This window comes from Mesorhizobium sp. NZP2234 (genome assembly GCF_013170765.1).
Taxonomy (GTDB): domain Bacteria; phylum Pseudomonadota; class Alphaproteobacteria; order Rhizobiales; family Rhizobiaceae; genus Mesorhizobium; species Mesorhizobium loti_D.
The window spans coordinates 3,567,481-3,591,723 of sequence record NZ_CP033364.1 but is presented as its reverse complement, the minus strand read 5'-3'; the positions used below and the strand labels follow the sequence as shown (position 1 = coordinate 3,591,723).

Genomic DNA, 24,243 nt, shown 5'->3' with positions numbered 1-24,243 from the left:
GTCAGGTCCTCGTCAGTGGCAGGGAAACGCCATCGAATGCCGGTTGTCATGACCGGCATTGTGGACCGCATCGATATGCGAGAAGCCGACGAAGCCGATGATGAAGGTGCCGAGCAGCGCGGCGAGCGCCAGCTGCATGAAGCGCGACTGCGAGGAGACGGAAGCGCCGAGGGAGACGGAAGCGGTAGTCATGTCTTGTCCTTTCACCCTCCACCCGAGGGCATCGAAGTCAGTTTCCTGTCGCCGGCAGGTCTCCTGGCTCACGGATCAGCGCCCTTCCCCACCTTCCCGAAGACAAATCTTCAGTGGCATATGGAGAGGACTACCGCACACAGTTGCGGGGGCAGCAACGGCATTGGGCAACAAGTCAGCCCGCACCGCATTCCCTCTTGGCTCCAAAATGGAACCGACGACATCAGCGACTATAGGCAGAATCACCGCCTCCGGCAAACCAAATTCCGCCGGTAACCAGCGCGATTACGCCATGCCGGCAACATCAGCGGTCATCGGCGCCACAATTGACAATTATGCTGGCCGGGTGTCGGCTGGCCACTTCACAGGAAGCCAGCCATGCAGCCCATTGCCAGCGAGCGCGATCCCTATAACGGCCTGACCCAGACCGAACCCACCCTGCCCTCATCGGCCTATTGGGACGCAGCGGCCTATCAACTGGACCTCGATGCCATCTGGTACAAGAACTGGCTGCTGGTCTGCCGCGAGGCCGATCTGGCCCAGCCGCTGGCCTTTCGCCGATTCCGCATCGGCACGCAGGACATCATCGTTCTGCGCGACGACACCGGCGCGTTGCGTGCCTTCCACAACACGTGCCGGCATCGCGGCTCGCAGCTTTGCCAGGAGAGCGAGGGCCGGCTGAAGGCGCGGCTGATCACCTGCCCCTATCATGCCTGGTCCTATTCGCTGCGCGGCGACCTCGTGCGCGTGCCGTCGAAATCATTGCCGGACGGCTTCGACAAGGCCGACCATCCGCTCTATCGCGTCGCGCTCTCGGTTTGGCGCGGCTTCGTGTTCATCAATTTGCAGGAAGATGCGGCCGGCTCGGCGCAGGCATCCTTCGACCCCGCCTCCGGCAATCTCGGCAATTGGCCACTGGAAACGCTGGTGGCAGGCCATGTGCTGCGCAAGGTGATGCACTGCAACTGGAAGATCTTTTGGGAGAACTTCAACGAGTGCCTGCATTGTCCGGGCGTCCACAAGGACCTGTCGCGGCTGGTGCCGATCTATGGCCGCGGCCTGATGAGCCGGCATGACGACCCCGAATGGACCCGCCACGCCGACAATGACGCGCCGGAGTTTTCCGGTGGCCTGCGGGCTGGCGCCGAAACCTGGTCTAGCGACGGCAAGACCCATGGGCCGGTCTTCTCGGGATTGACGCCAGCCGAACGCGCCGCCGGCCAGACCTACGCCACCAGCCTACCCTCGATGTTCATCGTCGGCCATGTCGACTATGTCAGGACAGTTCGGCTGGTACCGCTCGGGCCGGAACAGACGGAACTTGTCGCCGAATGGCTGTTCGCGCCCGAGGCGCTGGCCGCGACCGACATCGACAACATCATCGCCTTCGGCACACAGGTGCTGGAGGAGGACGCGGCGATCTGCGAGGTCAATCAGAAAGGCCTGCGCTCGATGCGCCACGCCGCCGGCGTGCTGATGCCCGAGGAATATGAACTGCACCGCTTCCACAACTGGGTGCGCGAGCGCCATGCGGCACTTTCACGGTGATCCTCACAGCGACTTCGGTAGGTAGCGCCAGGTCACGAAGCCGCACGCCGCCGCCAGCAGGCTGAGCGTGACGAACACCGAGCCCAGTCCAAAGAAGGCCAGCACCACCGAATAGACCAGCGGCGGCGTCAGTTCGGAAAAATCGAGATAGGTGCGGTAGACCGCAGCCATCTGCGGCCGTTCATAAGATCGCACAGAACGCATGAAGGCGGTCGACCCCAGGGCATCGAGCGCGATGGCGAAGAACGCGCCACCAAGCAGGAAAGCGCCGGTCAACAACGGTGCGGTCACTCCCACCGTGCCCGCGGCCAGCAGCATGGCCGACATGGCGAAATAGGCAAATGTCATGGTGCGCCGGCCGCCAAAGCGTTTTCCGGCCTTGCCCCAGAAGATCGCCATGAACAAAAGCGCATTGCCGGCCGAAACAAGGAGGCCGCCGGCGATATCGCCCTGCCCGGTGATCACCATGAACAGCGGCCCATAGACGAAGAACGTCGTCCAGAAGCAGGAGCGGCCGAAGGCGATCAGCCAGGCGAGCCTCAATCTGGGCTGCGCGACGAAGCGGCCGATATTGGCGAGCGGATTGGCAGGCCGGGTCTTGCCGGGCCGGATCGACTGGTTGTCGCCCAGCCGATAGGTCCAGAACAGCGCCAGCAAGGCCAGCGCGAACACTGCCACCGCCCCATGCGCCGCGTAGATACCGAAGCGTGTATACAGGAAGATGCCGAGCGTCGGCCCGCCGGTCCAGGCGAACATCGACCACGCCATGCGCAGCGATTCGGCCTGCATGAAGTCGGTCTTGCGGATGTGGTCCATGATGTAGAGATTGAGCGTGATCGACAGCGCGCTGGCGCCCATCACCCGGCACAGCATCCCGGCCAATTGCCCGGCAAGCGTATGGGTGACGAAGAACAGCGACCCGATGGCGAGCAGGCAGGCGCCCGCCGTATAGACCCAGCGCCGGGCAAAGCGGCGGATCAGCATCGGCATGAACAAGGTCACCGACAGGCCGAGCAGCGCCACGATGGTATAGAGGATCGAGACGATCTGCTCATTGTGCAGGATCTCGTAGGCCTGGATCGGGATGACGCTCGACACCGTGGCTCGGGCAAAGGACTCCACCGCGTAGAGCGAGGTGAAGGTGCGCGCATCCGCGGCCTTGAGGGCCGGGAGCCAGATCGGATGGCGCACATGGGTGGACATTGCTTCCCCAAAAGCAGAATCACCGGCCAAATCTGCCTTGGCCACTTCCGGGCGATTAAGAGGAAACCGACGCATATCCGGCAAAAAGCGAAGTCGGTCAAAGACTTCCCGGCGCTGGCCTAAAGCGGCGCCTGATGCAAGAGACATCGCCCATGCCGCTGCTCGCGGCCTTCTTCTGTCCCGTCCAACCGTGATAGTCCTCAAGCGGGGCTGAATCAGATCGCGAGACCATGACCATCCATACGCCGACCGTACCCGTTCCGGAGCCATCCCGGCGCATCGTCGCCATCGACATCGTGCGCGGCATCGCGCTGCTGGCCATGGCGAGCTACCATTTCACCTGGGACCTGGAATTCTTCGGCTACACCGACCCGGGCCTCACGGCCTTCGGCTGGTGGAAGATCTATGCGCGCTGCATCGCCTCGACCTTCCTGTTCCTGGTCGGCGTCAGCCTGTACCTTGCCCACGGCCGGCAAATCCGCTGGAACGGCTTCTGGAAACGGTTCGCCATGGTTGCCGGAGCGGCGATCGCCATTTCGGTCGTCACGCGGATCGCCACGCCTGACGGCTTCATCTTCTTCGGCATCCTGCACCAGATCGCGCTCGCCAGCCTGCTCGGCCTTGCCTTCCTGCGGCTGCCCGCGCTGCTGACGCTTGTCATTGCCGCGCTCGTCATCGCCGCGCCCATCTATCTGCGCTTCGAGGCGCTGGATCATCCCTGGCTGTGGTGGATCGGCCTGTCGGCGATCAATCCGCGATCCAACGACTATGTGCCGCTGTTTCCATGGTTCGGCGCGGTGCTTGTCGGCATCGCAGTGGCGAAACTCGCCTCCGCATCCGGCATGCGAGCCCGCCTTGCGAACCTCAAACCCGGACGCTGGGCCAATCCGCTGGTCTTCATCGGCCGCCACAGCCTCGCCTTCTACCTGATCCATCAGCCGCTGCTGATCGGCTGCGTCTGGCTGTTCTCGCAAGTGATGCCGGCCCAGGTCGAAACCCCGCAGGTCAATTTCCTCAAAACCTGCCAGCGCTCGTGCGAGCAGACGCGCAACGCGACCTTCTGTTCGAGCTATTGCGGCTGCATGCTGACGACGCTCGAGGGCGAAGCATCTCTTGATCGGCTCGAGAACAACGACCAGACTGCGGAGTTCAGGGCGCATCTGGGCGATCTGGCCGGCAGCTGCACGGCCCAGACCGAAGACAAGATGGATGAGGGAGGAACGCAATGACCGAAACCCAGCCGAAGCCCGGGGTGATCCCGTGGCCGCCGGTTATCTACACCGCGGCGATCGCCGTCAGCGTCATCCTCGGCATGCTCTACCCCCTGCCCTGGATCGGCGATCTCCTGGGCGACCTCCTGTTCGCGGCGGGCTGGGTGGCATTGTTCGGCGTCGCCGTACTCTGGTTCACCGCCATCCGCACCATGATGCGGGCCAGGACAACGCTCAATCCCAATGCCGTGCCCGACCATCTCGTCACGACGGGCCCTTTCGGCGTCACCCGCAACCCGATGTATCTGGCCAACACACTGCTGTTGATCGGCGTCGCCTTTGTCACGGGGATAGCCTGGTTCCTGCTCTTTGCCTTCATCGCCGCCTTCCTCACCCAGAAGCTGGCGATCGAGGGCGAGGAAAAGATACTGGCGGCGAAATTCGGCAAGAAATACCGCGACTACGCGAAGCGGGTGCGGCGCTGGATTTGAGCTTCGTCAGGTGTTGACGCCAAGCTCCACGAGCCGCTCGACGCATGACTCCTCGGCCTGGTCGAGTTCGGCCAGTGTCTCCTCGAGGTCGCGGCGCTTTTGCCTCAGATCCTCGCGCTTTTCCTCGATGCGCTTGATCATAAGCTTGAGCTGCCCGACCTCGCCCGGCGGCTCCTTGTACATCTGGATGATTTCGCGGATCTCGTTGATCGAGAAGCCGAGCCTTTTGCCGCGCATGATCTGCCGGATGAGATGGCGGTCGGAGGGACGAAACAGCCGAGTGCGGCCGCGCCGCACCGGCTGCACCAGGCCTTCGTCCTCATAGAAACGCAGCGTCCGCGTCGACACGTCGAATTCGCGGGTCAGTTCGGTGATCGAATAATATTCCCGCATTGTCACTCCAAGTCGGAATTCCGGGCGACCGCCACGCGGCGCCGCCTTCTGTCCGAACCAAACCCTCGGCCGCCGGAATCGACATGGCCCCCGCGCGAGCCTCGCACGGCATTTACGTAAAAGTCAATTGAGGCGACTACCTCACGCCGAACCACCAGCTTGCGAGGCCAAGGAAAGCGAAAAAGCCGACGCAGTCGGTGACGGTGGTGACGAAAACCGCCGACGCCACGGCCGGGTCGATCTTGAACCGGTCGAGCAGCAGCGGGATCAGGATGCCGGCAAGTGCGGCCGCGAACATATTGATGATCATCGCCGCTCCGATGATCCCGCCCAGATTGGGATCGCGAAACCAGACGGCGGCGACGATGCCGATCAGAACGGCAAAGACGATGCCGTTGATGAAGCCCACGCCCATTTCGCGGCGGATGATGCGGGCGGCATTGTAGATGTCGAGGTCCTTCGTCGCCAGCGCCCGCACGGTGACGGTCATGGTCTGCGAACCGGCATTGCCGCCCATGCCGGCCACGATCGGCATCAGCACGGCGAGCGCCACGATCCGCTCGATCGTGTGGTCGAACAAGCCGATCACCGACGCCGCCAGAAATGCCGTGACAAGGTTGACCAGCAGCCAGGGAACGCGCGAGCGCGAGGTCGCAAACACCGTGTCGGAGAGTTCTTCGTCGCCGACGCCCCCCATGCGCAGCAGATCTTCCTCCGCTTCCTGCTGGATGACGTCGACGACATCGTCGATGGTCAGCACGCCGACCAGCCGCTCATTCTCGTCCACGACCGCGGCTGACAAGAGATCGTACTGCTCGAACTCCCGCGCCGCCTCTTCCTGGTCCATGGTGGCCGGGATGGCGTGGCGCGTCTCGTGCATGACGTCCTCGACCTTGACCGCGCGCTTGGTACGCAGGATCTGGTCGAGGTCGATGGCCCCCAACAGCTTGAAGGTCGGATCGATGACGAAGATCTGGCTGAAGCGCTCAGGCAGGTTCTTGTCCTCGCGCATGTAGTCGATGGTCTGGCCGATGGTCCAGAACGGCGGCACCGCGACGAACTCGGTCTGCATGCGCCGCCCGGCGGTCTCTTCGGGATAGTCGAGCGAGCGGCGCAGCCTGATCCGTTCGGTGAACGGCAGCTGCGACAGGATCTCGTCCTGGTCTTCCTTTTCGAGATCTTCGAGGATGTAGACCGCGTCGTCGGAATCGAGTTCCTGCACCGCCTGCGCGATCTGTGCATTGGGCAGGTGATCGACGATCTCCATGCGGATCGCCTCGTCGACCTCGGTCAGCGCGGAAAAGTCGAAATCGGTGCCCAGCAACTCGACGAGGGCCTGCCGCTGTTCCGGATGCAGCGCCTCGATCAGGTCGCCGAGTTCCGACTGGTGCAGATGGTCGACTTCATGCTTGAGGGTCAGCGTATCGCGATCGGCGATCGCGGCCCCGATCTGGGCAAGGAAGGACGGAAGGACCGCACCGTCCTCGCCATAGATATCGGCCCGGGCATCGTCAGCCGCCTTGGCGGAGGTCGTCTGCTTGTCCTCCACCACCGCCTCCCGCCATCCCGGAAAAATTGTGCCTTCAGGTCTAGAGCATCGGCCCCTAAAGCGGAAACCGGTTTCTCGGAAATCGACATCTCGCGTACAGACGCGATTCGATCCGAGAACTTATCGCTCTAAGGCACGGAATATCAAACGAAACGCCTGCTCCACGTCGCCCTATGAGTGTATCGCGGATGCCGGGCCTGGCAATGCCTATCCATCAAGGACCAGCCAATCCCCGGCTTCAGACGGCGCGACAGCCGATGTCGCTGGGGAAAGAGCACCCCGGCGCGATTGGGGCAGAATTGTCATGATACGGGTCCAGGCCTGAAGCCTGACCTGTGCGTTGCGGATAACCAGCCCAGGACAAAAACGGCCCTTGAACAGCAAGCCCGGGAAAACAAGCAAGGCAGTTGGCGACCGGCGCATGCGCATTGTCGTCGCCGAGCGCAATCCATTCGTCATATCGGCGCTGCGCGAAATGCTCGAATGCGACGGCCGCTTCGACCTGTTGAACACCGTGCAGAGCGGCAGGCAGTTCCTGGACCTGGCGGCGAAGGGTGGGTTTGACGTCGCTGTCATCGGCTGGAAGCTCGCCGACATGGACGGCGCCGATGTGCTGGCCGAGGTCCAGAGCCGCAAGCTCGACGTGCGCATTACCGTCTTTTCCAACGACCATGATATCGGCATCCTGAAGCAATGCGTGCGGCTCGGCGCCCAGGGCTACTGTTTCCAGTTCGACGACCCAGCCATCATCTTCGACACGATCCTGGCGGTCGCGCATGGACGCATCTGCATCCCCTATATCGACATCAACAAGGTCAACGACACGCCGCTCGCGCAGCTCACCGTGCGCGAACGCGAGCTGCTGGCGGTGCTTTCCGACGGCTGGACCAATCTGCAGATCGCCACGCGGACCGGCATTTCCGAGAACACGGTGAAGTATCACCTGAAGAATCTCTACGACAAGCTCGACGTCCGTAACCGGGCGATGGCCGTCGCGCTCTATGCGCGAGAGAGGCGTACCCAGAAGCAGCCTTTCGGGTAGGCTGACCGGGTAGGCCCGCCCCACCCGCGCGCGGCGAGATCTTACCCGCCAAGGTGTTGTTGGCTTTAGCCGTCGAAACGAAACTCCCCCCACCGCTTTGCTGGATCAGGAGGAGTTCGCATCATGGCCGGTTTCACCCATCTTTTCATTCCCGGGCCGACCAACATCCCCGAACAGGTCCGGCAGGCGATGAACCTGCCGATGGAGGATATGCGCGCCGCGTCCTTCCCCGATCTCACCTTGCCGCTGTTCGAGGACATCAAACGCGTCTTCAAGAACGAGACCGGCCGCGTCTTCATCTACCCGTCCTCCGGCACAGGCGCCTGGGAAGCGGCGATGACCAATGTGCTCAGCCCCGGCGACCGCGTGCTGATGTCGCGCTTCGGCCAGTTCTCGCATTTGTGGGTCGACATGGCCGAGCGCCTCGGCTTCGAGGTCGACGTGATCGACTGCGAATGGGGCACCGGCGTACCGCTCGAGCTTTATGCCGAACGGCTGAAAGCGGACAAGACGCACCGCATCAAGGCCGTCTTCTGCACGCAGAACGAGACCGCGACCGGCGTGACCAGCGATGTCGCCGGCTGCCGTGCCGCGCTTGACGACGCAAACCACCCTGCCCTGCTGTTCGTCGACGGCGTCTCGTCGATCGGCTCGATCGACTTCCGGCAGGAAGAATGGGGCGTCGACTGCGCCGTCAGCGGCTCGCAGAAAGGCTTCATGCTGCCCGCCGGTCTCGGCTTCCTGTCGGTGAGCAAGAAGGCGCTCGTCGCTTCGAGGAGCGCCACCCACCGGCGCTGCTTCTTCTCCTTCGAGGACATGATCCGCGCCAACGACGCCGGCTACTTCCCTTATACGCCGGCGACGCAGCTGCTGCGCGGCCTGCGCGCTTCGCTCGACCTGATCGCCGAGGAAGGGCTGGAGAACATCTTTGCCCGCCATCATCGCCTCGCCGAAGGCGTGCGCAAGGCGGTCGACGCCTGGAGCCTGAAACTCTGCGCCAAGGCGCCGAAATGGCATTCCGACACGGTGAGCGCCATTCTGGTGCCTGAAGGCATCGACAGCAGCGACGTCGTCAAGCGCGCCTACCGCACCTACCAGACTTCGCTCGGCGGCGGCCTCAACAAGGTGATGGGCAAGGTCTTCCGCATCGGCCATCTCGGCTGGCTGAACGAGGTGATGGTGCTCGCCTCGCTTTCGGCGGCCGAAATGGCGCTGCTCGATTGCGGCGTGCGGCTGGCCCCTGGCTCCGGCGTCGGCGCCGCCATCCAGCATTTCCGCGCCTCGGCCGCCGTGCCGGTCGCCGAAGCCGCCTGAGGGACCAGACGATGAGCCACACCATCAACCACCTCAGGAAATTGAGACTCCAGCGCAGCGAGCTGGCGGTTCCCGGCTCCAGCCCGGAGATGATCGACAAGGCAGCCAACAGCGCCGCCGACTTCGTCTTCCTCGACATCGAGGACGCGGTCGCACCGCCCGACAAGGAACGCGCCCGCAAGAACATCATCCAGGCGCTCAACGACATCGACTGGCGCGCCAAGGGCAAGACCGTCTCGGTGCGCATCAATGGGCTGGACACCCACTACATGTACCGCGACGTCGTCGACGTGATGGAACAGGCCGGCGACCGGCTGGACACCATTCTGGTGCCGAAAGTCGGCGTGCCGGCCGATCTCTACATGGTCGAGGCCATGGTCAACCAGATCGAGATGGCCAAGGGTTTCAAGACCCGTGTCGGCTTGGAAGCCCTGATCGAGACCGCGCTCGGCATGGCCAATGTCGAGGCGATTGCCGCGACGCCTGGCCGGCTGGAAGCCATGCATTTCGGCGTTGCCGACTATGCGGCGAGCTGCAAGGCGCGCACCGTCAATATTGGCGGCCTCAATCCCGATTATCCCGGCGACCAGTGGCATTTCGCGCTGTCGCGGATGACCGTCGCCTGCCGGGCCTATGGCTTGCGCGCCATCGACGGACCGTTCGGCGATTTCTCCGATCCGGAGGGCTACATCGCCGGTGCCAAGCGCGCGGCGGCACTCGGCATCGAAGGCAAATGGGCGATCCACCCCTCGCAGATCGCGCTCGCCAACGACGTCTTCTCGCCGCCGGAAAAGGAAGTCGCGCGTGCCAGGCGCATTCTCGAGGTGCTCAAGGAAGCCGAGGCCCTGGGCAAAGGCGCCGCCGCACTCGACGGCAAGATGATCGACGCCGCCTCGGAACGCATGGCGCGCAATGTTCTGGTGGTCAACGAGGCCATCGAACGCGCGGGCCAACTGACCAGCTAACGACCGCGCCACACATTGACGGTTCAGGGAGGACAACAATGGACATCCACGAATATCAGGCCAAGGAACTGCTCGCCCGGCATGGCGTGCATGTGCCGCGCGGCGGGCTGGCTTACAGCCCCGAACAGGCGACCTACAGGGCGCGCGAGATCGGCGGCGGCAAATGGGTCTTGAAGGCGCAGGTTCACTCAGGCGCCCGCGGCAAGGCCGGAGGCATAAAACTGTGCGCCAATGACGAGGAAATCTCCAGCGCCGCCGAAGCGATGCTCGGGCGCAAGCTGGTGACCCAGCAGACCGGCCCGCGCGGCAAGCTGATCTCCAGGCTCTATCTCGAGGAAGCGGTCGATATCGCGCAGGAGCTCTATGTCGGCTTCGTCCTCGACCGCAAGGAAGAGCGCGTGATGATCGTGGCCTCGGCCGCCGGCGGCATGGAAATCGAGGACATCGTCGAGAAGGCCCCTGATTCCATCCTGCGCACCTCGGTCGATCCCGGCGTCGGCATGCAGCGTTTCCAGGCCCGCGAGATCGCCTTTGGGCTGGGCCTCGATCATGACCTGATCGGCAAGGCGACCGAGACCATCTTCAGTTGCTACCAGGTGTTCCGCGACTACGACGCCTCCATGCTGGAGATCAATCCGCTGGTGGTGACGCGCGACGGCAATCTGATCGCGCTCGACGCCAAGATGTCGTTCGACGAGAACGCGCTGTTCCGCCGCCCGGAAATCTCCGAACTGCGCGATAAGAGCCAGGAAGACCCGCGCGAAACCTTCGCCAGCGACCGTGGCCTCTCCTATGTCGGCCTCGACGGCAACATCGGCTGCATCATCAATGGCGCGGGGCTCGCCATGGCGACCATGGACATGATCAAGATCGCCGGCGGCGAGCCTGCCAATTTCCTCGATATTGGCGGCGGGGCGTCGCCGGAGCGGGTGGCGAAATCCTTCCGCGCCGTGCTCGGCGACAAGAATGTCGAGACCATCCTGGTCAACATCTTCGCCGGCATCAACCGCTGCGACTGGGTCGCGGAGGGCGTCATCAAGGCGATACGCGAGGTCGGCGTCACCGTACCGCTGGTGGTGCGGCTCTCCGGCACCAAGGCCGAGGAAGGACGCCGCATCCTGGCCGATTCCGGCGAGGCGGTGATCGTCGCCGACACACTTGCCGAAGCCGCCGAAAAAGCCGTCGCCGCCTGGCGCGCGGCCGCCAAGAAAAAAGCAGCCTAGAGTCGGATGATTTCAGGTCGATTCGACCTGAAATCTGAATCCGTCTCTAAAATCAAACAGATAGAGCATGATGTCGCCCGAAAACCTCTTCACACTTTTCGGCATCATGCTCTAGGGAGGTCGAAAAAATGGCAATCCTGCTCAACCGCAGCACCCGGGTCATCGTCCAGGGTTTCACCGGCAAGATCGGCAGCTTCCATGCCGAGGACATGAAGCGATACGGCACCAAGCTTGTCGGCGGCGTCACCCCCGGCAAGGGCGGCCAGACGCATCTCGGCCTGCCCGTCTTCAACACCGTCAAGGGCGCGGTGCGCGAAACCCGCGCCGAGGCGAGCATCGTCTTCGTGCCGCCGCCCTTCGCCGCCGATTCGATCATGGAGGCCGCCGATGCTGGCATAAAACTCTGCGTCTGCATCACCGACGGCATCCCCTCGCAGGACATGATGCAGGTCAAGCGCTACATGCGCCGCTACCGCTTCGAGGATCGCATGCGGCTGATCGGCCCGAACTGCGCCGGCGTCATCACGCCCGGGCAAGCACTGATGGGCATCATGCCAGGCTCTATCTACCTGCCCGGCCGCGTCGGCATTGTCGGCCGCTCCGGCACGCTCGGCTACGAAGCGGCCTCGCAGATGAAGGCGCTCGGCATCGGCGTGTCGACCAGCGTCGGCATCGGCGGCGACCCGATCAACGGCTCCTCCTTCAAGGACATGCTGAAACTCTTCGAGCAGGACGACGACACCGACGCCGTGGTGATGATCGGTGAGATCGGCGGACCGCAGGAAGCCGAAGCCGCGATCTGGGCGCGCGACAACATGCGCAAGCCCCTGATCGCCTACATTGCCGGCCTCTCCGCTCCGAAAGGCCGCCGCATGGGCCACGCCGGCGCCATCATCTCGGCCTTCGGCGAGTCGGCGCAGGAGAAGGTCGAAATCCTGAAGGAGGCAGGCGTCATCATCGTGCCGACGCCGTCGACGTTTGGCGAAGTGGTGGCCGATACGCTGGCGCGGATGAAGAAGGCGGCGTGATCTCAAGAAATCTGGGCAGTCGCTCGCCAGACATTTTTGCGGGAGGAACATTGATGTCCGGCACATCGAGGATCTGATCGACGAGACCCCTGACCTATCTGCGCAACGACGTATCGACGGAAAGCTGCAGCGGGCCGATATTGCCAGCGTGCTGCAAACCGTCTGCGCCGAATTCTCCGATGTCGGGTTCGCGGTTTCCTATTCCGGACAGATCCAGGGCCACGGCGGCAGCATCGAGTTGCACGACAACCAGCCAACCGGCCTCGTCGTTACCGTCGATCTGCCGAACGAACCAAACGTCCAGCCGCTACAGAGCGGCGCCGCACTCGGGCCCGATGATCGCAGGATTGCCGGAGGTGATTTCACGAGATCCGAAGGCCCGCTTCGGGAAATATTGGTGCGGTCGAGAAGACTCGAACTTCCACGGGTTGCCCCACAGCGACCTCAACGCTGCGCGTCTACCAATTCCGCCACGACCGCACGTGGTAGGAGCCGGAACCGACCGGCTCGCGGCGTGTAGCAAATCGTTTCCGGCGAAACAAGTGCGCCGCACGCAATAATCTCAGGCGATTGGCATAACGGTCCACAGGATTGGAATGAAGGGCCGGAACTGGACGTTTCCAGCGATTGACGCCATATGGAGACGGATGCATGCCGCCCGAAGTGCAAGCGGATCGCCACGGCATAAGTGAAAAACGAAAAGCCATGACAGAACGCAGCCAGATCGCCACGTCGTTCCTGCCGCTCCCCGGTTCAGCACCGGTCGAGTGGCGCATCGAGCCTGGCCTTACCCCCTATCCCGATGCGCTTGCCTTCATGGAGGCGCGTGCCGAGGCGATACGCGGCGGGGCCGCCGGCGAAATGGTCTGGCTGGTCGAACATCCGCCGCTCTACACCGCCGGCACCAGTGCGCGCGTCGAGGACCTGATCGATCCCGACCGGTTCCCGGTCTTTTCGGCCGGTCGCGGCGGCGAATACACTTATCATGGGCCGGGACAGCGGGTCGCTTATGTCATGCTGGACCTGAAACGGCGGCGCGAGGACGTGCGCGCCTTCGTCGCCGCGCTCGAACAGTGGATCATCGGCACGCTCGCCGCCTTCAACGTGCGCGGCGAACGCCGCGAGGACCGGGTCGGCGTCTGGGTGGTGCGGCCCGATCGCCCTGCCTTGCCGGACGGTTCGCCGGCCGAGGACAAGATCGCGGCGATAGGTATCCGGCTGCGGCGCTGGGTGAGTTTTCACGGCATCGCCATCAATGTCGAACCGGATCTCGACCATTTCAGCGGCATCGTGCCCTGCGGCGTGCAGGACCACGGTGTCACCAGCCTCGTCGACCTCGGCCTTCCCATTGGCATGGCCGACCTCGATCTGGCGCTGAAATCAGCCTTCGAGGATGTTTTCGGTCCCGCCGTGGCTGCGCCCGCCGAGCCAGTCCGAAGGACTGGTTGAACCTTTCGGGTTCAACAGGTTCAAAGCAACTGCGCCGACGCCCACAGCACGCCGCAGCCATGGATGACGAACACCGCCAGCAGCGCACCGGCGATGGCGAAGCGGTCGACCGTGCGGATCGGTTCCAGCTCGTGGCGTGGCTTCACTCCGCTGCCCATGGTCAGCAGGCTGAGGATTGAAAAGACGGCTCCCGCCGCGAGCAGGAAGCCGGAGGAAAAGCCGGCCCGCCACCCCACCGCCAGGAAAGCCGAGAGCAGGAAGAACGAGGCCAGCGCCAGTGCGATCGGCCCCGGACAGATCTGGCGCAACACCTGGCCGCCGTCGAACTTCCACACCGGCACCAGATTGGCGATGTTGAACAAGGCGGCGCAGCCCGCCAGCGCCGCCAGCAGCGCGGCCGCGGCCTTGTGCCCCTCGCCGCCCGCAAGCGCGCTGGCGGCAATGACGATCGGCACCAGGAAGGCGGAGAAGCCCGCCCCCATCAGCGCCACGAAGGCCACTTCGAAACGGCTGTTGTAAGGCCTGCCGCCAATGGCGACCCCGCCGAGCAGCGGGATGAAGATCATCCGCGCCTTGCGGTGGCCCATCAGCCGGAACGCCGCCATATGGCCGAGTTCATGCAGGGCCACGACCGAGGTAAGGATCGAGGCGAGCGCCAGCCCGCCGAGGTGGAGCCCGAAGAACGGCCACAGCATCAATGCCGACAGCACGGCAAACCCAACCTGGCTGAGCGGATGCTCGAACCAGCCGCCCTTGCGATACTGACCGGTTAGCGCCCAGCGTTGCAGCTTGGACAGCTCGCGGCGCATGGCGAAGTAACGGAACACCAGAAAGGCAACGCCGCGGTAGCGATCCGTCTGGCTGAGCGTCACCCGCGTGCCACCGTCTTCGGAGACGAGTTCGGCGGTTTCGCGATAGTCTTTCCAGAACGAGGCGTCGAGCGCGGTATCCTCGACGACACGCATCGAGAAGCGGCTGCCTTCGACGACATCGTCAAACCGTGCCCTGCGTTCGATCGGCTTGCCGTCGCGGCCCTCCCACGACAGCATGATGCGGGACACGCTCTCCCCGTCCAGCGGCTGCGCCGACAGGATCTCGCCGGACCAGCCGGCATCGCTGCCAAGCGGCCACAGCGCCTGCCAGAGGCGCTGGCGGTCCGTCGCAATCAAGCGGCTCATCCTGACCGTGCGCAAACCAAGCGGCGCGGTCATCAAGAGAAAGATCAGCCCGAGATTGCTGGCCACGAGAATGGCCGTGACGATGGGCGACACCTGGACGTTGCTCCTGCCTTGAGGCGCATCCTAGCGTCGAGGCGGCAAGAAAGGTTTAACGGAGGAGCGGTCCGCTTGACGGCGGAAACAGCAGCGATCAACGCCGCCAGGTCACATGGCGCCGATCCAGATCGCCATGGAAATGAGGAATGTGCTCATGCAAACCAGTGAGATGACATCCTGAACCAGATCGGTCATAACTCTCTCCTGTTGTTGATATGTTCGCAATTTGTTCTAATTTTGTTTCAAAGTCAACGAGCAGAATCCAACCGCATCCGAAATCTCCGGCGATCGGATTGGCAGGGTTAAGAAAAGGTTGACGCTGCGGGAACTATACCGAGTGATGAACGTGGGCCAACACGAAGGCGCCAATAAAGCTGACCGCTGGCGAAAGCGCATGAGACAAGGCCGCCGGTGGCGCCTCTCGCGCAACTTTGTAACCTGGCTGCTGATCCTGGTGATGATCGCGATCTCTTCCACCCTGATCGCACGGAATGCTCACTGGCGGTTCTGAGCCCGGGTGACCTTCGGAGAGGCCAGAATCCCCGACGGCAACCTGCATTCGCGGAAATCTCGCCGGAGCTTGTCCAGGTTGGCCCCACTCCCGCGGCGAACATCGACGTGCCCTACAGCGGCACGACCTTGCCGTCGGCGAGCGTGACGCGCCGGTCCATGCGCGATGCCAGTTCGTGATTGTGGGTGGCGATCAGCGCGGCCAGACCCGACTGCCGCACCAGCGCCTCCAGGGCTTCGAACACATAGGAGGCGGTGACCGGATCGAGATTGCCAGTCGGCTCGTCGGCTAGCAGCACCAGCGGCGCATTGGCAACGGCACGCGCGATGGCGACGCGCTGCTGCTCACCGCCGGACAATTCGGCCGGCCGGTGCGAGGCGCGCTTGCCGATCTGCATGTAATCGAGCAGCTGAGCGGCGCGCTCGGCCGCTTCCTTGCGCGGCAGGCCCTTGATCAGCTGCGGCATCATGATGTTTTCCAGCGCGGAAAACTCGGGCAGCAGATGATGGAACTGGTAGACGAAGCCGACATCGTTGCGTCGGATCGACGTGCGCTCGTCGTCGGATAGCCGACCGCAGGCCCGTCCGGACAGGATCACGTCGCCGGCATCGGGGCGCTCCAGCAGGCCGGCCGTATGCAGCAGCGTCGACTTGCCGGTGCCCGACGGCGCAACCAGCGCTACCATCTCGCCGCGCCGCAGCGAGAAATCGGCGCCGTTCAGGATGGTGAGCTTGCGCGGCCCCTGGACATAGTGCCGCTCGACGCTCTTCAGCTCGATAATGACCTCGGCCACTACTCGTACCTCAAGGCTTCGACCGGATCGAGGCGGGCGGCCCGCCACGCCGGAAACACGGTCGCCAGGAACGACAGGCCGAGCGCCATGATGATGACATAGGTGGTCTCGCGCGGATCCATCTTCGCCGGCAGCTGGCTGAGGAAGTAGAGCTCCGGATTGAACAGCACCTTGCCGGTCATCCAGGAGAAGAACTGCCGGATCGATTCGATGTTGGTGCAGATCAGCACCCCGAGCAGCACGCCAGCGAGCGTGCCGGTGACGCCGATCGCCGCGCCGGTCATCAGGAAAATGCGCAAGATCGCGCCGCGCGAGGCGCCCATGGTGCGCAGGATGGCGATATCGTGCCCCTTGTCCTTCACCAGCATGATCAGCCCGGAAATGATGTTGAGCGCCGCCACCAGCACGATCAGCGTCAGGATCATGAACATGACGTTGCGCTCGACCTGCAGGGCGGAAAAAAAGGTCTCGTTGCGCTGGCGCCAGTCGACGATGTCGATGGGCCGTTGCGCCGCCTCCTCCACCTTCGGCTTCAGCGCGTCGACATTGTCGGGATTGTCGACATAGATCTCGATCGTCTGCGCGCGTCCATCCATGTTGAAATAGAGCTGCGCTTCCGAGAACGGCATGTAGACGATGGAGCTGTCATATTCCGACATGCCGACTTCGAAGATCGCCGCGATCTTGTAGCCCTTCATGCGCGGCGTGGTGCCCAGCGGCGTCACGTCACCATCGGGCGAGATCAAGGTGATGGTGTCGCCGAGCGTCAGCCCGAGATTCTCGGCCATGCGCTTGCCGATGGCGACGCCTTCGCCCGAGTCGAAATCGGCGAGCGTGCCTTGTTTGACGTTGCTGGCGACGATGGCGATCTTGCCGAGATCCTCTCCGCGTATGCCGCGCACCAGCGCGCCGGTGCCGCCACCGACATTGCCTTGCGCCAGCACCTGGCCGTCGATCAGCGGGATGGCGTATTTGATGCCGGGCACGCCGTTGATGCGGCCGGCGACCTGGGCGTAATCCTCGAGCGGCGAATCAAGCGGCTGCACGATCAGATGGCCGTTGACGCCGAGGATGCGGGTCAAAAGCTCGGCCCGGAACCCGTTCATCACGGCCATGACGACGATCAGCGTCGCCACCCCCAGCATGATGCCGAGGAAGGAGATCGAGGCGATGACCGAGATCACCGTCTCCTTGCGCCGCGAGCGCAAATAGCGCCACGCCACCGTGCGTTCGAATATGGAGAAAGGGCCGGCGCCCGCCGATCTTGCCGCAGCCGCCTCGCTCATGCGGCGGCACCGAAGCGTTTTTTGGCATCGGCGATCGGCAGCGTCACCCGCTCGCCGGTCTTGCGATTCTTGATCTCGACCTCGCCGGCGGCCACGCCGCGCGGCCCGACGATCACCTGCCAGGGCAGGCCGATCAGGTCGGCTGTGGCGAACTTGCCGCCCGGTCGCTGGTCGGTGTCGTCATAGAGCACATCCTTGCCGCTGGCTGCGAAGGCGGCATGGAGCTCGTCACAGACGCGGTCGCAGTCGGCGTCGCCCACCTTCATGTTGATCAGACCGATGTCGAACGGCGCCACGGCGTCCGGCCAGATGATGCCGTTCTCGTCATGGCTGGCTTCGATGATCGCCGCGACAAGCCGCGACGGGCCGATGCCGTAGGAGCCGCCGGAGACGAAATGATCCTTGCCGTCAGGCCCGGTCACCTTGGCGCCCATAGGCTTCGAATATTTGTCGCCGAAATGGAAGATGTGGCCAACCTCGATGCCCCGAGCCGAGACCCGGTCCGCTTCGCCGAGCTTGTCCCACGCCGCCTCATCATGCATCTCGTCGGTGGCGGCATAAGGCGTCGTCCAGGTTTTGACGATGTCCGATATCTCGGCGTTATTGGCGAAGTCGGTGTTTTCGCCAGGCACCTGGAGCGACAGATAATCGCGATCGCAATAGACCTGGCTCTCGCCGGTGTCCGCCAGGATGATAAATTCGTGGCTGAGATCGCCACCGATCGGCCCGGTGTCGGCGCGCATCGGGATTGCCTGAAGGCCCATGCGCGTGAAGGTCCTGAGATAGGACACGAACATCCTGTTGTAGGCCGCCCTCGCGCCTTCGAAGTTGAGGTCGAAGGAATAGGCGTCCTTCATCAGGAATTCGCGTGAGCGCATGACGCCGAAGCGCGGCCGCACCTCGTCACGGAACTTCCATTGGATGTGGTAGAGATTGAGCGGCAGGTCCTTGTAGGACTTGACGTAGGCGCGGACGATCTCGGTGACCACTTCCTCATTGGTCGGGCCGTAGAGCATGTCGCGGTCCTGGCGATCCTTGATGCGCAGCATCTCCTTGCCGTAGTCGTCATAGCGGCCGCTTTCGCGCCACAGATCGGCCGACTGGATGGTCGGCATCAGGATCTCCAGCGCGCCGGCGCGGTTCTGCTCCTCGCGGATGATCTGGCAAACCTTGTCCAGCACCCGCTTGCCGAGTGGCAGCCAGGAAAAACTGCCCTGCCCCTGCTGGCGGATCATGCCGGCACGCAGCATCAGCCGGTGCGAGACGATCTCGGCCTCACGCGGATTTTCTTTGAGGATAGGCAGGAAATAGCGCGACAAACGCATGGACTGGTCCGTGAATGAGAATGGTCGCGCCAGAATCGGTGCGACGCAGGCTTGCTTGACCCGGCTTCATAGCCATTTCATGGCGGAATGGAAACCCGGCCATCGCGGCACATCAGCGCGTTGCGGCCCGGAAACCTCCGGTTTCCGGGCCAAGCCGCGCGGGCAGTTCAGCCACCGAACCTCTTGGCGTTCGGCCTCGAATTCTTTGCGCACGTCAATTCAAAACATGCCGCAACAGCTCCTCTTTGCCTTACTGGTCGTTTCGAAAGCAAGGCATGCCATACTATTGTGCAGTGCAGCACGAGAATGCCTGTTTCGAGGCAAAATTCTTCGTGACATTTTCATTCGGCTTAGGCTAGTGTGCCGCGATAACCGAGAGGGCGGAGAAAAATCTGCCCTCCTACGCGGTCAAAGTCTTGGGAGGATGCGATCTAGGCGCGGTTACTCGCTGCCGCCGGAAACCGGAAACAGATCGGACGCGTTTAATTGCAAGGCCTCGTGCCTTGCATTTTTTTTGTGCAATCATCTGGTTAGCGCGGCGAGTTGCCAGGCTACTTTACCCTGCGTCAGCAAGCATGGAGCCGCCAAGCATGGCGACGTCCCGATCCCTTCCGCTGCGGCTCGTACGGTATCGAAGCGCCCTAGCCGGGTGCTCTATTTTGCCGGTGTCTGGCCGAAATCCGGCACGATGTGCGGGATGTCGTTGAGGCTGTATCCCAGGCCATGCGTCAGGCCATAAAAAATGCCCATCAGGATCGCCGTGGCGATGGTGGTGCGGATGACCGCACGCAGCATGTGCGGGCCACGCGGCGCGCTTGGAACCGTGCCCAGCGTCACGTCATGATCGTCGTCCTGTGTCCTGACGCTGAACGGCAGGACGGCGAACAGCACCACCCACCACGTCGCGAAAAACAGGGCGGTGAACGAAACCCAGCTCATGATTGCTCCAGTTCGATCAGCGTGCCGAAGAAATCCTTCGGATGCAGGAACAGCACCGGCTTGCCATGGGCACCGGTCTTCGGGTTGCCGTCGCCCAGCACGCGAGCGCCAGCGGCCTTGAGCTGATCACGCGCGGCCAGGATGTCGTCGACCTCGTAGCAGAGGTGGTGCATGCCGCCGGACGGGTTCTTCGCAAGGAACGCCGCGATTGGCGAGCATTCGCCCAAGGGCTCCAGCAATTCGATCTTGGTGTTGCCGACATTGACGAACACCACCGTGACGCCATGCTCCGGCAAAGCCTGCGGCTCCGTCACTTCGGCGCCCAGCGTGTTGCGGTAGGCGGCAACCGCCGCCGCCAGATCCGGCACCGCAAGCGCGACATGGTTCAACCGTCCAAGCATGGAATGCTCCGTATCAGGGCAGTGTGGCAATAGGGAAGACGGATCAGAGCTGACCGCATTCCTACTGCCCCCTCCCTTCATCTCGTAACAAACACCGTCACCAGCGGCTTCTTGCCCCAGGCTTCGTTGGCCGCACCGCGCACCGCGCGCCGCACGGCCTCCTGCACGAGGTCCAGGTCTTTCCGGCGCTGACGGGGAATCGAGTCGACCGCGCCGACCGCCGCATCGATCATCAGGTCTTCGAGCGTCTCGCCGCTGGCATCGGCCTCGGCGACGCCGATGGCGACCAGGTCGGGATCGCCGGCCAGCTCATATTTGTCGTCCAGCACGACATTGACCGCGACATGGCCGGCAAAGGACAATTTGCGCCGGTCGCGGATGCCCATCGCCTGGTCGGTACCGATCAGCTTGCCGTCCTTGTAGATGCGGCCGAACGGCACCTGGTCGATGATGGTGGCGGGACCGGGGGCGAGCCTCAGCATATCGCCGTCGCGCACCTGCGCCACCTGGCCGATGCCGGAGGTCGACATCAGCGATCCCTGCGCCACCAGATGCGCCGCCTCGCCGTGCACGGGAACGCCGATCTGTGGGCGCACCCATTCATACATCTTGCGCAGCTCGCTGCGCCGGGGGTGGCCGGAGACATGCACCAGCGCGTCGCCGTCCTCGATGATCTTGATGCCGAGATCGATAAGGCGGTTCTTGATCTCGAGGATCGCCTTTTCATTGCCGGGAATGGTGCGCGAGGAAAACACCACCGTGTCACCCGCCGTCAGCGATACCGATTTCATCTCGTCGCGCGACAGTTTTGCAAGTGCCGCCAGCGGCTCGCCTTGGCTGCCGGTACAGATGATGACCAGGTTTTCGCGCGGAATGAAGCCGAAATCCTCCTCGGCGATGAACTCCGGAAGGCCGTCCATATAGCCGAGTTCGTCGGCGACATCGATGACGCGCTTCAGCGAACGGCCAAGCACCAGGCATTGGCGGCCGGCATCGCGTGCCGCCCTGGCGATGGAAACGATGCGCCCGACATTGGAGGAGAAGGTGGTCACGGCGACGCGGCCCTTGGCGGCCTGGATGACGCCCTTCAGCCCCTCGCCGACGGCGACTTCCGAAGGCGACTCGCCTTCGCGCAGCGCATTGGTCGAATCGCAGATCAGCGCCAGCACGCCCTTGTCGCCATAGGCGCGGAAACGCGCCTCGTCGGTCTTGGGTCCGATCGTCGGCTCCGGATCGATCTTCCAGTCGCCTGTGTGGATGACGGTACCAGCTGGCGTGGTGATGGCCAGCGACATCGGCTCGGGGATGGAGTGCGCCACCGGAATGGCCTCGATCTCGAACGGGCCGACGGTGAATTTCTCGCCAGCCCGGTAGATCGTCAGCGGGATCTTGGCTGCTCCCTGCTCGCCCTGGCGCTTGGCTTCCAGCAGCCCGGCGCTGAACGGCGTCATCCACACCGGCGCCTTCAGCTTCGGCCAGATGTCGAGCAGCGCGCCGTAATGATCCTCGTGCGCGTGGGTGATGATGATGCCGCGCAGATTGGCGAGGTTCTCCTCGATGAAGCGCGTGTCGGGCAGGATCAGGTCGACGCCCGGATGCGCCGCGTCTGGAAAGGTGACACCGACATCGATGACAATCCATTCGCGCGCGCTCGGCGGGCCGTAGCCGTAGAGGGCGAAGTTCATACCGATCTCGCCGACACCGCCGAGCGGCACGAAGACGAGTTCGGCGTTTTCCGCTTTCGCCATGATTTTTCCCTTCCTGGCCCTCAGGCCAAGCCGTTAAAGCAATTCCAGGAAAAGCGTCTAACGATTTTCCGTCCGGAATTGCGCAAGGACAAACTATACCCCGGCGGAAGCCACCGCGCCGAAATGCACATCGCCGGCAGCGATCGTCAGAACCGCCCCTTCATCGTCGCGGATCACGAAACGGCAATCCTCGTCAATGGTCTCGAACACCCCACGCACCACATTACCGTCAATTCTGACAGCAACCTCGCCGCCGAGTCCCGCCGCGCGCGCCAGCCAGCGTCTCCTGATGGCTGAAAGTCCGCGCCCCTCATCCCACAGGCGGGCATTCTCGCTCCAGGCATCCGACAGCGCCAGGAACAGCGTTTCGGCATCGCATGTCGCGCCGAGCGCTTGGAGTGATGTCGCGGGATACGGCAAATCCGTGGGATGCGCCACCACATTGACGCCGATGCCCACCGCCACGGCGAAACGGCCGCCGTCCAGCATCGCCGACTCCAGCAGGATGCCGGCCAGCTTGGCGCCGGAGGCCAGAACGTCGTTCGGCCATTTCAACTCGAAACGGTTTTGTCCCTGGCTTGCGCCATCAAGTCCGATGGCGATGCGGCCTTTCGGCACCACGGCATCCAGTGCATCGGCGAGCGACAGACCGGCGACGAAACCCAACGTCGCGGCAAGGCGAAGTTCACCGCCGGTGATGACAAGCAGGGTCGCTGCCAGATTGCCTTCGGGCGAGACCCAGGCACGACCGCGCCGGCCACGCCCGCTTTCCTGCTTTTTGGAAACGACCCACAGCTTGCCCGGGTCGCCTGCCCGGGCGTGGTCCAGCGCCACCGTATTGGTGGAGCCGACGCTGTCATGGGCCTCGAGCCGGAAGCCTTCCGACGCCGAGGTTGGGGCCAGCCGAAATGCCATCCCGTCAGAAAAATGTCTTGGCGGCGGCTTCGGCATAGGTGCCGATCGGCCCGCCGATCAGCACATAGAACAGCACGAAGGCGCCGGAGACGCCGAGCACGAGGCGCAATTCGCCGGCCATGGGGACGAAGCCGCCGACCGGTTCGTCGAACCACATGATCTTGATGATGCGCAGGTAGTAGTAAGCGCCCACCACCGAGGCCAGCACGCCTATGATCGCCAGCGCGTAGAGGTTGGCGTTGATGGCGGCGAGGAAGACGTACCACTTCCCCCAGAAGCCGGCGAGCGGCGGGATGCCGGCCAGCGAGAACATCAGGATGGTCAGGATGGTCGCCATGACCGGGTTGGTCGAGGCTAGGCCGGCCAGGTCGCTGATCTGTTCGACATTGCCTTCCTTGCGCCGCATGGCGAGGATGAACGCGAAGGTGCCCAGCGTCATCACCAGGTAGATCAGCATGTAGATGGCGACGCCACGCACGCCGGCCTGGCTGTTGGCGGCAAGGCCGACCAGCGCGTAGCCCATATGGCCGATCGAGGAATAGGCCATCAGCCGCTTGATGTTGGTCTGGCCGATCGCGGCAAAGGCGCCGAGCGCCATCGAGGCGATCGAGATGAAGACGATGATCTGCTGCCAATCGGCGGCGATCGGCTTGAACGCGCCCATGGTGACGCGCACGATCAGCGCCATCGCCGCCATCTTGGGGGCCGCCGCCAGGAACGCGGTCACCGGTGTCGGCGCGCCTTCATAGACGTCGGGCGTCCACATGTGGAACGGCACCGCCGAGATCTTGAAGGCAAGGCCGGCCAGCACGAAGACCAGACCGAAGACGAGGCCCAGCTGGCGCTCGCCGCTGCCCAGCGCCGTGGCGATTTCCTGGAAGCCGGTGTTGCCGGTATAGCCATAGACCAGGCTGATGCCATACAGCAGCATGCCCGACGACAGCGCGCCGAGGACGAAGTATTTCAGGCCGGCCTCGGTCGAACGCAGATTGTCGCGGTTGATCGCCGCCAGCACGTAGATCGCCAGTGACTGCAGCTCGAGGCCGAGATAGAGCCCGATCATGCCGTTGGCCGAGATCATCAGCATCATGCCCAGCGTGCACAGCAGGATCAGCACCGGATACTCGAACTTGTCGAAACGCTCCGCCTTGGCAAAGCGCATCGACATGATCAGCGTCACCGCCGAGCCGACCAGCGACAGCACCTTCATGAAGCGAGCGAAGGGATCCTGGATGAAGGCATTGCCATAGGCGTTGCCCTGCCCGGTCCGGAAGATCAGCCAGACGCCTGCGATAACCAGAACGGCGACCGCAAGGCCGCTCACCGTATTGGCGGTGTTGGAGCGCGAATAGGCCCCGACCATCAGCAGCGCGAGCGCGCCGATGGCAAGGATCAGCTCGGGCGTCGAGAGCGACAGGCTGGAGAGAAGGTCCGGCGTCATGG

General features: G+C 63.5%; 22 protein-coding genes, 1 tRNA gene, 1 pseudogene and 1 riboswitch. Of the genes and pseudogenes, 10 read left to right on the top strand and 14 right to left on the bottom strand.

Annotated elements, in window-relative coordinates:
* Positions 1-12: 12 nt before the first annotated feature.
* Entirely contained in the window at positions 13-192 is a 180-nt protein-coding gene (locus tag EB230_RS17745) for a CbtB domain-containing protein (protein ID WP_027029535.1), read from the bottom strand.
* A gap of 35 nt (positions 193-227) precedes the next feature.
* A riboswitch (cobalamin riboswitch) is annotated at positions 228-426 on the bottom strand.
* Positions 427-570: 144 nt separating this feature from the next.
* Between EB230_RS17745 and EB230_RS17740 the strand changes: the two genes are divergently transcribed.
* Positions 571-1,740, top strand: a complete 1,170-nt coding sequence (locus tag EB230_RS17740; RefSeq protein ID WP_065005575.1) for an aromatic ring-hydroxylating dioxygenase subunit alpha — start codon at positions 571-573, stop codon at positions 1,738-1,740.
* Positions 1,741-1,743: 3 nt separating this feature from the next.
* On the opposite strand, the gene EB230_RS17735 is transcribed toward EB230_RS17740, so the two are convergent.
* Positions 1,744-2,943, bottom strand: coding sequence for an MFS transporter (locus EB230_RS17735; RefSeq protein ID WP_172373454.1), 1,200 nt, complete (start codon positions 2,941-2,943; stop codon positions 1,744-1,746).
* 230 nt (positions 2,944-3,173) lie between these two features.
* Here EB230_RS17735 and EB230_RS17730 point away from each other — a divergent pair, with 230 nt between their 5' ends.
* Complete coding sequence (locus tag EB230_RS17730) at positions 3,174-4,172, top strand: DUF1624 domain-containing protein (protein ID WP_056572671.1); 999 nt, start codon at positions 3,174-3,176, stop codon at positions 4,170-4,172.
* Positions 4,169-4,645: an isoprenylcysteine carboxylmethyltransferase family protein gene (locus EB230_RS17725; protein ID WP_056572673.1), complete on the top strand. Its 477-nt coding sequence runs from the start codon at positions 4,169-4,171 to the stop codon at positions 4,643-4,645. Before EB230_RS17730 ends, EB230_RS17725 begins: the two co-directional genes overlap by 4 nt.
* 6 nt (positions 4,646-4,651) lie before the next feature.
* On the opposite strand, the gene EB230_RS17720 is transcribed toward EB230_RS17725, so the two are convergent.
* Together EB230_RS17720 and mgtE are read right to left on the bottom strand one after the other, a co-directional pair.
* Positions 4,652-5,038: a MerR family DNA-binding transcriptional regulator gene (locus tag EB230_RS17720; RefSeq protein WP_006203215.1), complete on the bottom strand. Its 387-nt coding sequence runs from the start codon at positions 5,036-5,038 to the stop codon at positions 4,652-4,654.
* 136 nt (positions 5,039-5,174) lie between these two features.
* The gene (gene mgtE, locus EB230_RS17715) at positions 5,175-6,587 is read right to left on the bottom strand and encodes a magnesium transporter (protein WP_056572675.1); all 1,413 of its coding nucleotides are present in this window, start codon (positions 6,585-6,587) and stop codon (positions 5,175-5,177) included.
* Between the two features lie 421 nt (positions 6,588-7,008).
* On the opposite strand from mgtE, the gene EB230_RS17710 reads away from it, so the two are divergent.
* The 6 genes and pseudogenes from EB230_RS17710 to EB230_RS33055 all read left to right on the top strand — a co-directional run.
* The gene (locus tag EB230_RS17710; RefSeq protein WP_056573493.1) at positions 7,009-7,629 is read left to right on the top strand and encodes a response regulator transcription factor; all 621 of its coding nucleotides are present in this window, start codon (positions 7,009-7,011) and stop codon (positions 7,627-7,629) included.
* Between the two features lie 123 nt (positions 7,630-7,752).
* Positions 7,753-8,943 carry an aminotransferase class V-fold PLP-dependent enzyme gene (locus tag EB230_RS17705; RefSeq protein ID WP_172373452.1) on the top strand — a complete coding sequence of 397 codons (1,191 nt, stop codon included), beginning with the start codon at positions 7,753-7,755 and terminating at the stop codon, positions 8,941-8,943.
* A gap of 11 nt (positions 8,944-8,954) precedes the next feature.
* Positions 8,955-9,908, top strand: coding sequence for a CoA ester lyase (locus EB230_RS17700; RefSeq protein WP_056572679.1), 954 nt, complete (start codon positions 8,955-8,957; stop codon positions 9,906-9,908).
* A 38-nt stretch (positions 9,909-9,946) separates the two neighbouring features.
* Positions 9,947-11,131, top strand: coding sequence for a malate--CoA ligase subunit beta (locus EB230_RS17695; protein WP_056572681.1), 1,185 nt, complete (start codon positions 9,947-9,949; stop codon positions 11,129-11,131).
* 128 nt (positions 11,132-11,259) lie between these two features.
* A complete protein-coding gene (gene sucD, locus EB230_RS17690; protein ID WP_056572683.1) occupies positions 11,260-12,159 on the top strand; it encodes a succinate--CoA ligase subunit alpha in 900 nt (299 codons plus the stop codon).
* Between the two features lie 52 nt (positions 12,160-12,211).
* Positions 12,212-12,469 (top strand): annotated as a pseudogene (locus tag EB230_RS33055) (sensor histidine kinase); the annotation flags it as partial.
* Positions 12,470-12,554: 85 nt separating this feature from the next.
* On the opposite strand, the gene EB230_RS17685 reads toward EB230_RS33055, so the two are convergent.
* Positions 12,555-12,639: transfer RNA gene (locus EB230_RS17685), tRNA-Leu, on the bottom strand.
* A 225-nt stretch (positions 12,640-12,864) separates the two neighbouring features.
* On the opposite strand from EB230_RS17685, the gene lipB reads away from it, so the two are divergent.
* Positions 12,865-13,608 (top strand): lipoyl(octanoyl) transferase LipB, encoded by a 744-nt coding sequence (gene lipB / locus EB230_RS17680; RefSeq protein ID WP_172373450.1) that lies wholly within the window; start codon positions 12,865-12,867, stop codon positions 13,606-13,608.
* A 20-nt stretch (positions 13,609-13,628) separates the two neighbouring features.
* Here the strand turns inward: lipB and EB230_RS17675 are convergent, their stop codons facing one another.
* From EB230_RS17675 to nuoN, 9 genes are all read right to left on the bottom strand, one after another.
* On the bottom strand, positions 13,629-14,879 hold the full coding sequence (locus EB230_RS17675) for a site-2 protease family protein (RefSeq protein ID WP_172373448.1): 1,251 nt from the start codon (positions 14,877-14,879) through the stop codon (positions 13,629-13,631).
* Positions 14,880-15,505: 626 nt separating this feature from the next.
* Entirely contained in the window at positions 15,506-16,186 is a 681-nt protein-coding gene (locus tag EB230_RS17670) for an ABC transporter ATP-binding protein (protein ID WP_056572847.1), read from the bottom strand.
* Positions 16,186-17,472 (bottom strand): lipoprotein-releasing ABC transporter permease subunit, encoded by a 1,287-nt coding sequence (locus EB230_RS17665; protein ID WP_056572849.1) that lies wholly within the window; start codon positions 17,470-17,472, stop codon positions 16,186-16,188. Before EB230_RS17665 ends, EB230_RS17670 begins: the two co-directional genes overlap by 1 nt.
* Positions 17,469-18,797 carry a proline--tRNA ligase gene (gene proS, locus EB230_RS17660; protein ID WP_172373446.1) on the bottom strand — a complete coding sequence of 443 codons (1,329 nt, stop codon included), beginning with the start codon at positions 18,795-18,797 and terminating at the stop codon, positions 17,469-17,471. The genes EB230_RS17665 and proS overlap by 4 nt, the downstream gene beginning before the upstream one ends.
* 654 nt (positions 18,798-19,451) lie before the next feature.
* On the bottom strand, positions 19,452-19,736 hold the full coding sequence (locus EB230_RS17655) for a DUF1467 family protein (RefSeq protein ID WP_010910093.1): 285 nt from the start codon (positions 19,734-19,736) through the stop codon (positions 19,452-19,454).
* Positions 19,733-20,137 carry a methylmalonyl-CoA epimerase gene (mce, locus tag EB230_RS17650; RefSeq protein ID WP_056572855.1) on the bottom strand — a complete coding sequence of 135 codons (405 nt, stop codon included), beginning with the start codon at positions 20,135-20,137 and terminating at the stop codon, positions 19,733-19,735. Before mce ends, EB230_RS17655 begins: the two co-directional genes overlap by 4 nt.
* A gap of 77 nt (positions 20,138-20,214) precedes the next feature.
* Complete coding sequence (locus EB230_RS17645; RefSeq protein ID WP_056572858.1) at positions 20,215-21,885, bottom strand: ribonuclease J; 1,671 nt, start codon at positions 21,883-21,885, stop codon at positions 20,215-20,217.
* Between the two features lie 93 nt (positions 21,886-21,978).
* Positions 21,979-22,800 (bottom strand): biotin--[acetyl-CoA-carboxylase] ligase, encoded by an 822-nt coding sequence (locus tag EB230_RS17640; RefSeq protein WP_056572862.1) that lies wholly within the window; start codon positions 22,798-22,800, stop codon positions 21,979-21,981.
* Between the two features lie 4 nt (positions 22,801-22,804).
* Positions 22,805-24,241 carry an NADH-quinone oxidoreductase subunit NuoN gene (gene nuoN, locus EB230_RS17635; RefSeq protein WP_172373444.1) on the bottom strand — a complete coding sequence of 479 codons (1,437 nt, stop codon included), beginning with the start codon at positions 24,239-24,241 and terminating at the stop codon, positions 22,805-22,807.
* Positions 24,242-24,243 lie beyond the last annotated feature (2 nt).

Coding starts and splice junctions, on each gene's coding strand:
- EB230_RS17745 (WP_027029535.1), bottom strand. CDS start 192: ATGACTACCGCTTCCGTCTCCCTCGGCGCTTCCGTCTCCTCGCAGTCG.
- EB230_RS17740 (WP_065005575.1), top strand. CDS start 571: ATGCAGCCCATTGCCAGCGAGCGCGATCCCTATAACGGCCTGACCCAG.
- EB230_RS17735 (WP_172373454.1), bottom strand. CDS start 2,943: ATGTCCACCCATGTGCGCCATCCGATCTGGCTCCCGGCCCTCAAGGCC.
- EB230_RS17730 (WP_056572671.1), top strand. CDS start 3,174: ATGACCATCCATACGCCGACCGTACCCGTTCCGGAGCCATCCCGGCGC.
- EB230_RS17725 (WP_056572673.1), top strand. CDS start 4,169: ATGACCGAAACCCAGCCGAAGCCCGGGGTGATCCCGTGGCCGCCGGTT.
- EB230_RS17720 (WP_006203215.1), bottom strand. CDS start 5,038: ATGCGGGAATATTATTCGATCACCGAACTGACCCGCGAATTCGACGTG.
- EB230_RS17710 (WP_056573493.1), top strand. CDS start 7,009: ATGCGCATTGTCGTCGCCGAGCGCAATCCATTCGTCATATCGGCGCTG.
- EB230_RS17705 (WP_172373452.1), top strand. CDS start 7,753: ATGGCCGGTTTCACCCATCTTTTCATTCCCGGGCCGACCAACATCCCC.
- EB230_RS17700 (WP_056572679.1), top strand. CDS start 8,955: ATGAGCCACACCATCAACCACCTCAGGAAATTGAGACTCCAGCGCAGC.
- EB230_RS17695 (WP_056572681.1), top strand. CDS start 9,947: ATGGACATCCACGAATATCAGGCCAAGGAACTGCTCGCCCGGCATGGC.
- sucD (WP_056572683.1), top strand. CDS start 11,260: ATGGCAATCCTGCTCAACCGCAGCACCCGGGTCATCGTCCAGGGTTTC.
- lipB (WP_172373450.1), top strand. CDS start 12,865: ATGACAGAACGCAGCCAGATCGCCACGTCGTTCCTGCCGCTCCCCGGT.
- EB230_RS17665 (WP_056572849.1), bottom strand. CDS start 17,472: ATGAGCGAGGCGGCTGCGGCAAGATCGGCGGGCGCCGGCCCTTTCTCC.
- proS (WP_172373446.1), bottom strand. CDS start 18,797: ATGCGTTTGTCGCGCTATTTCCTGCCTATCCTCAAAGAAAATCCGCGT.
- EB230_RS17655 (WP_010910093.1), bottom strand. CDS start 19,736: ATGAGCTGGGTTTCGTTCACCGCCCTGTTTTTCGCGACGTGGTGGGTG.
- mce (WP_056572855.1), bottom strand. CDS start 20,137: ATGCTTGGACGGTTGAACCATGTCGCGCTTGCGGTGCCGGATCTGGCG.
- EB230_RS17645 (WP_056572858.1), bottom strand. CDS start 21,885: ATGGCGAAAGCGGAAAACGCCGAACTCGTCTTCGTGCCGCTCGGCGGT.
- EB230_RS17640 (WP_056572862.1), bottom strand. CDS start 22,800: ATGGCATTTCGGCTGGCCCCAACCTCGGCGTCGGAAGGCTTCCGGCTC.
- nuoN (WP_172373444.1), bottom strand. CDS start 24,241: ATGACGCCGGACCTTCTCTCCAGCCTGTCGCTCTCGACGCCCGAGCTG.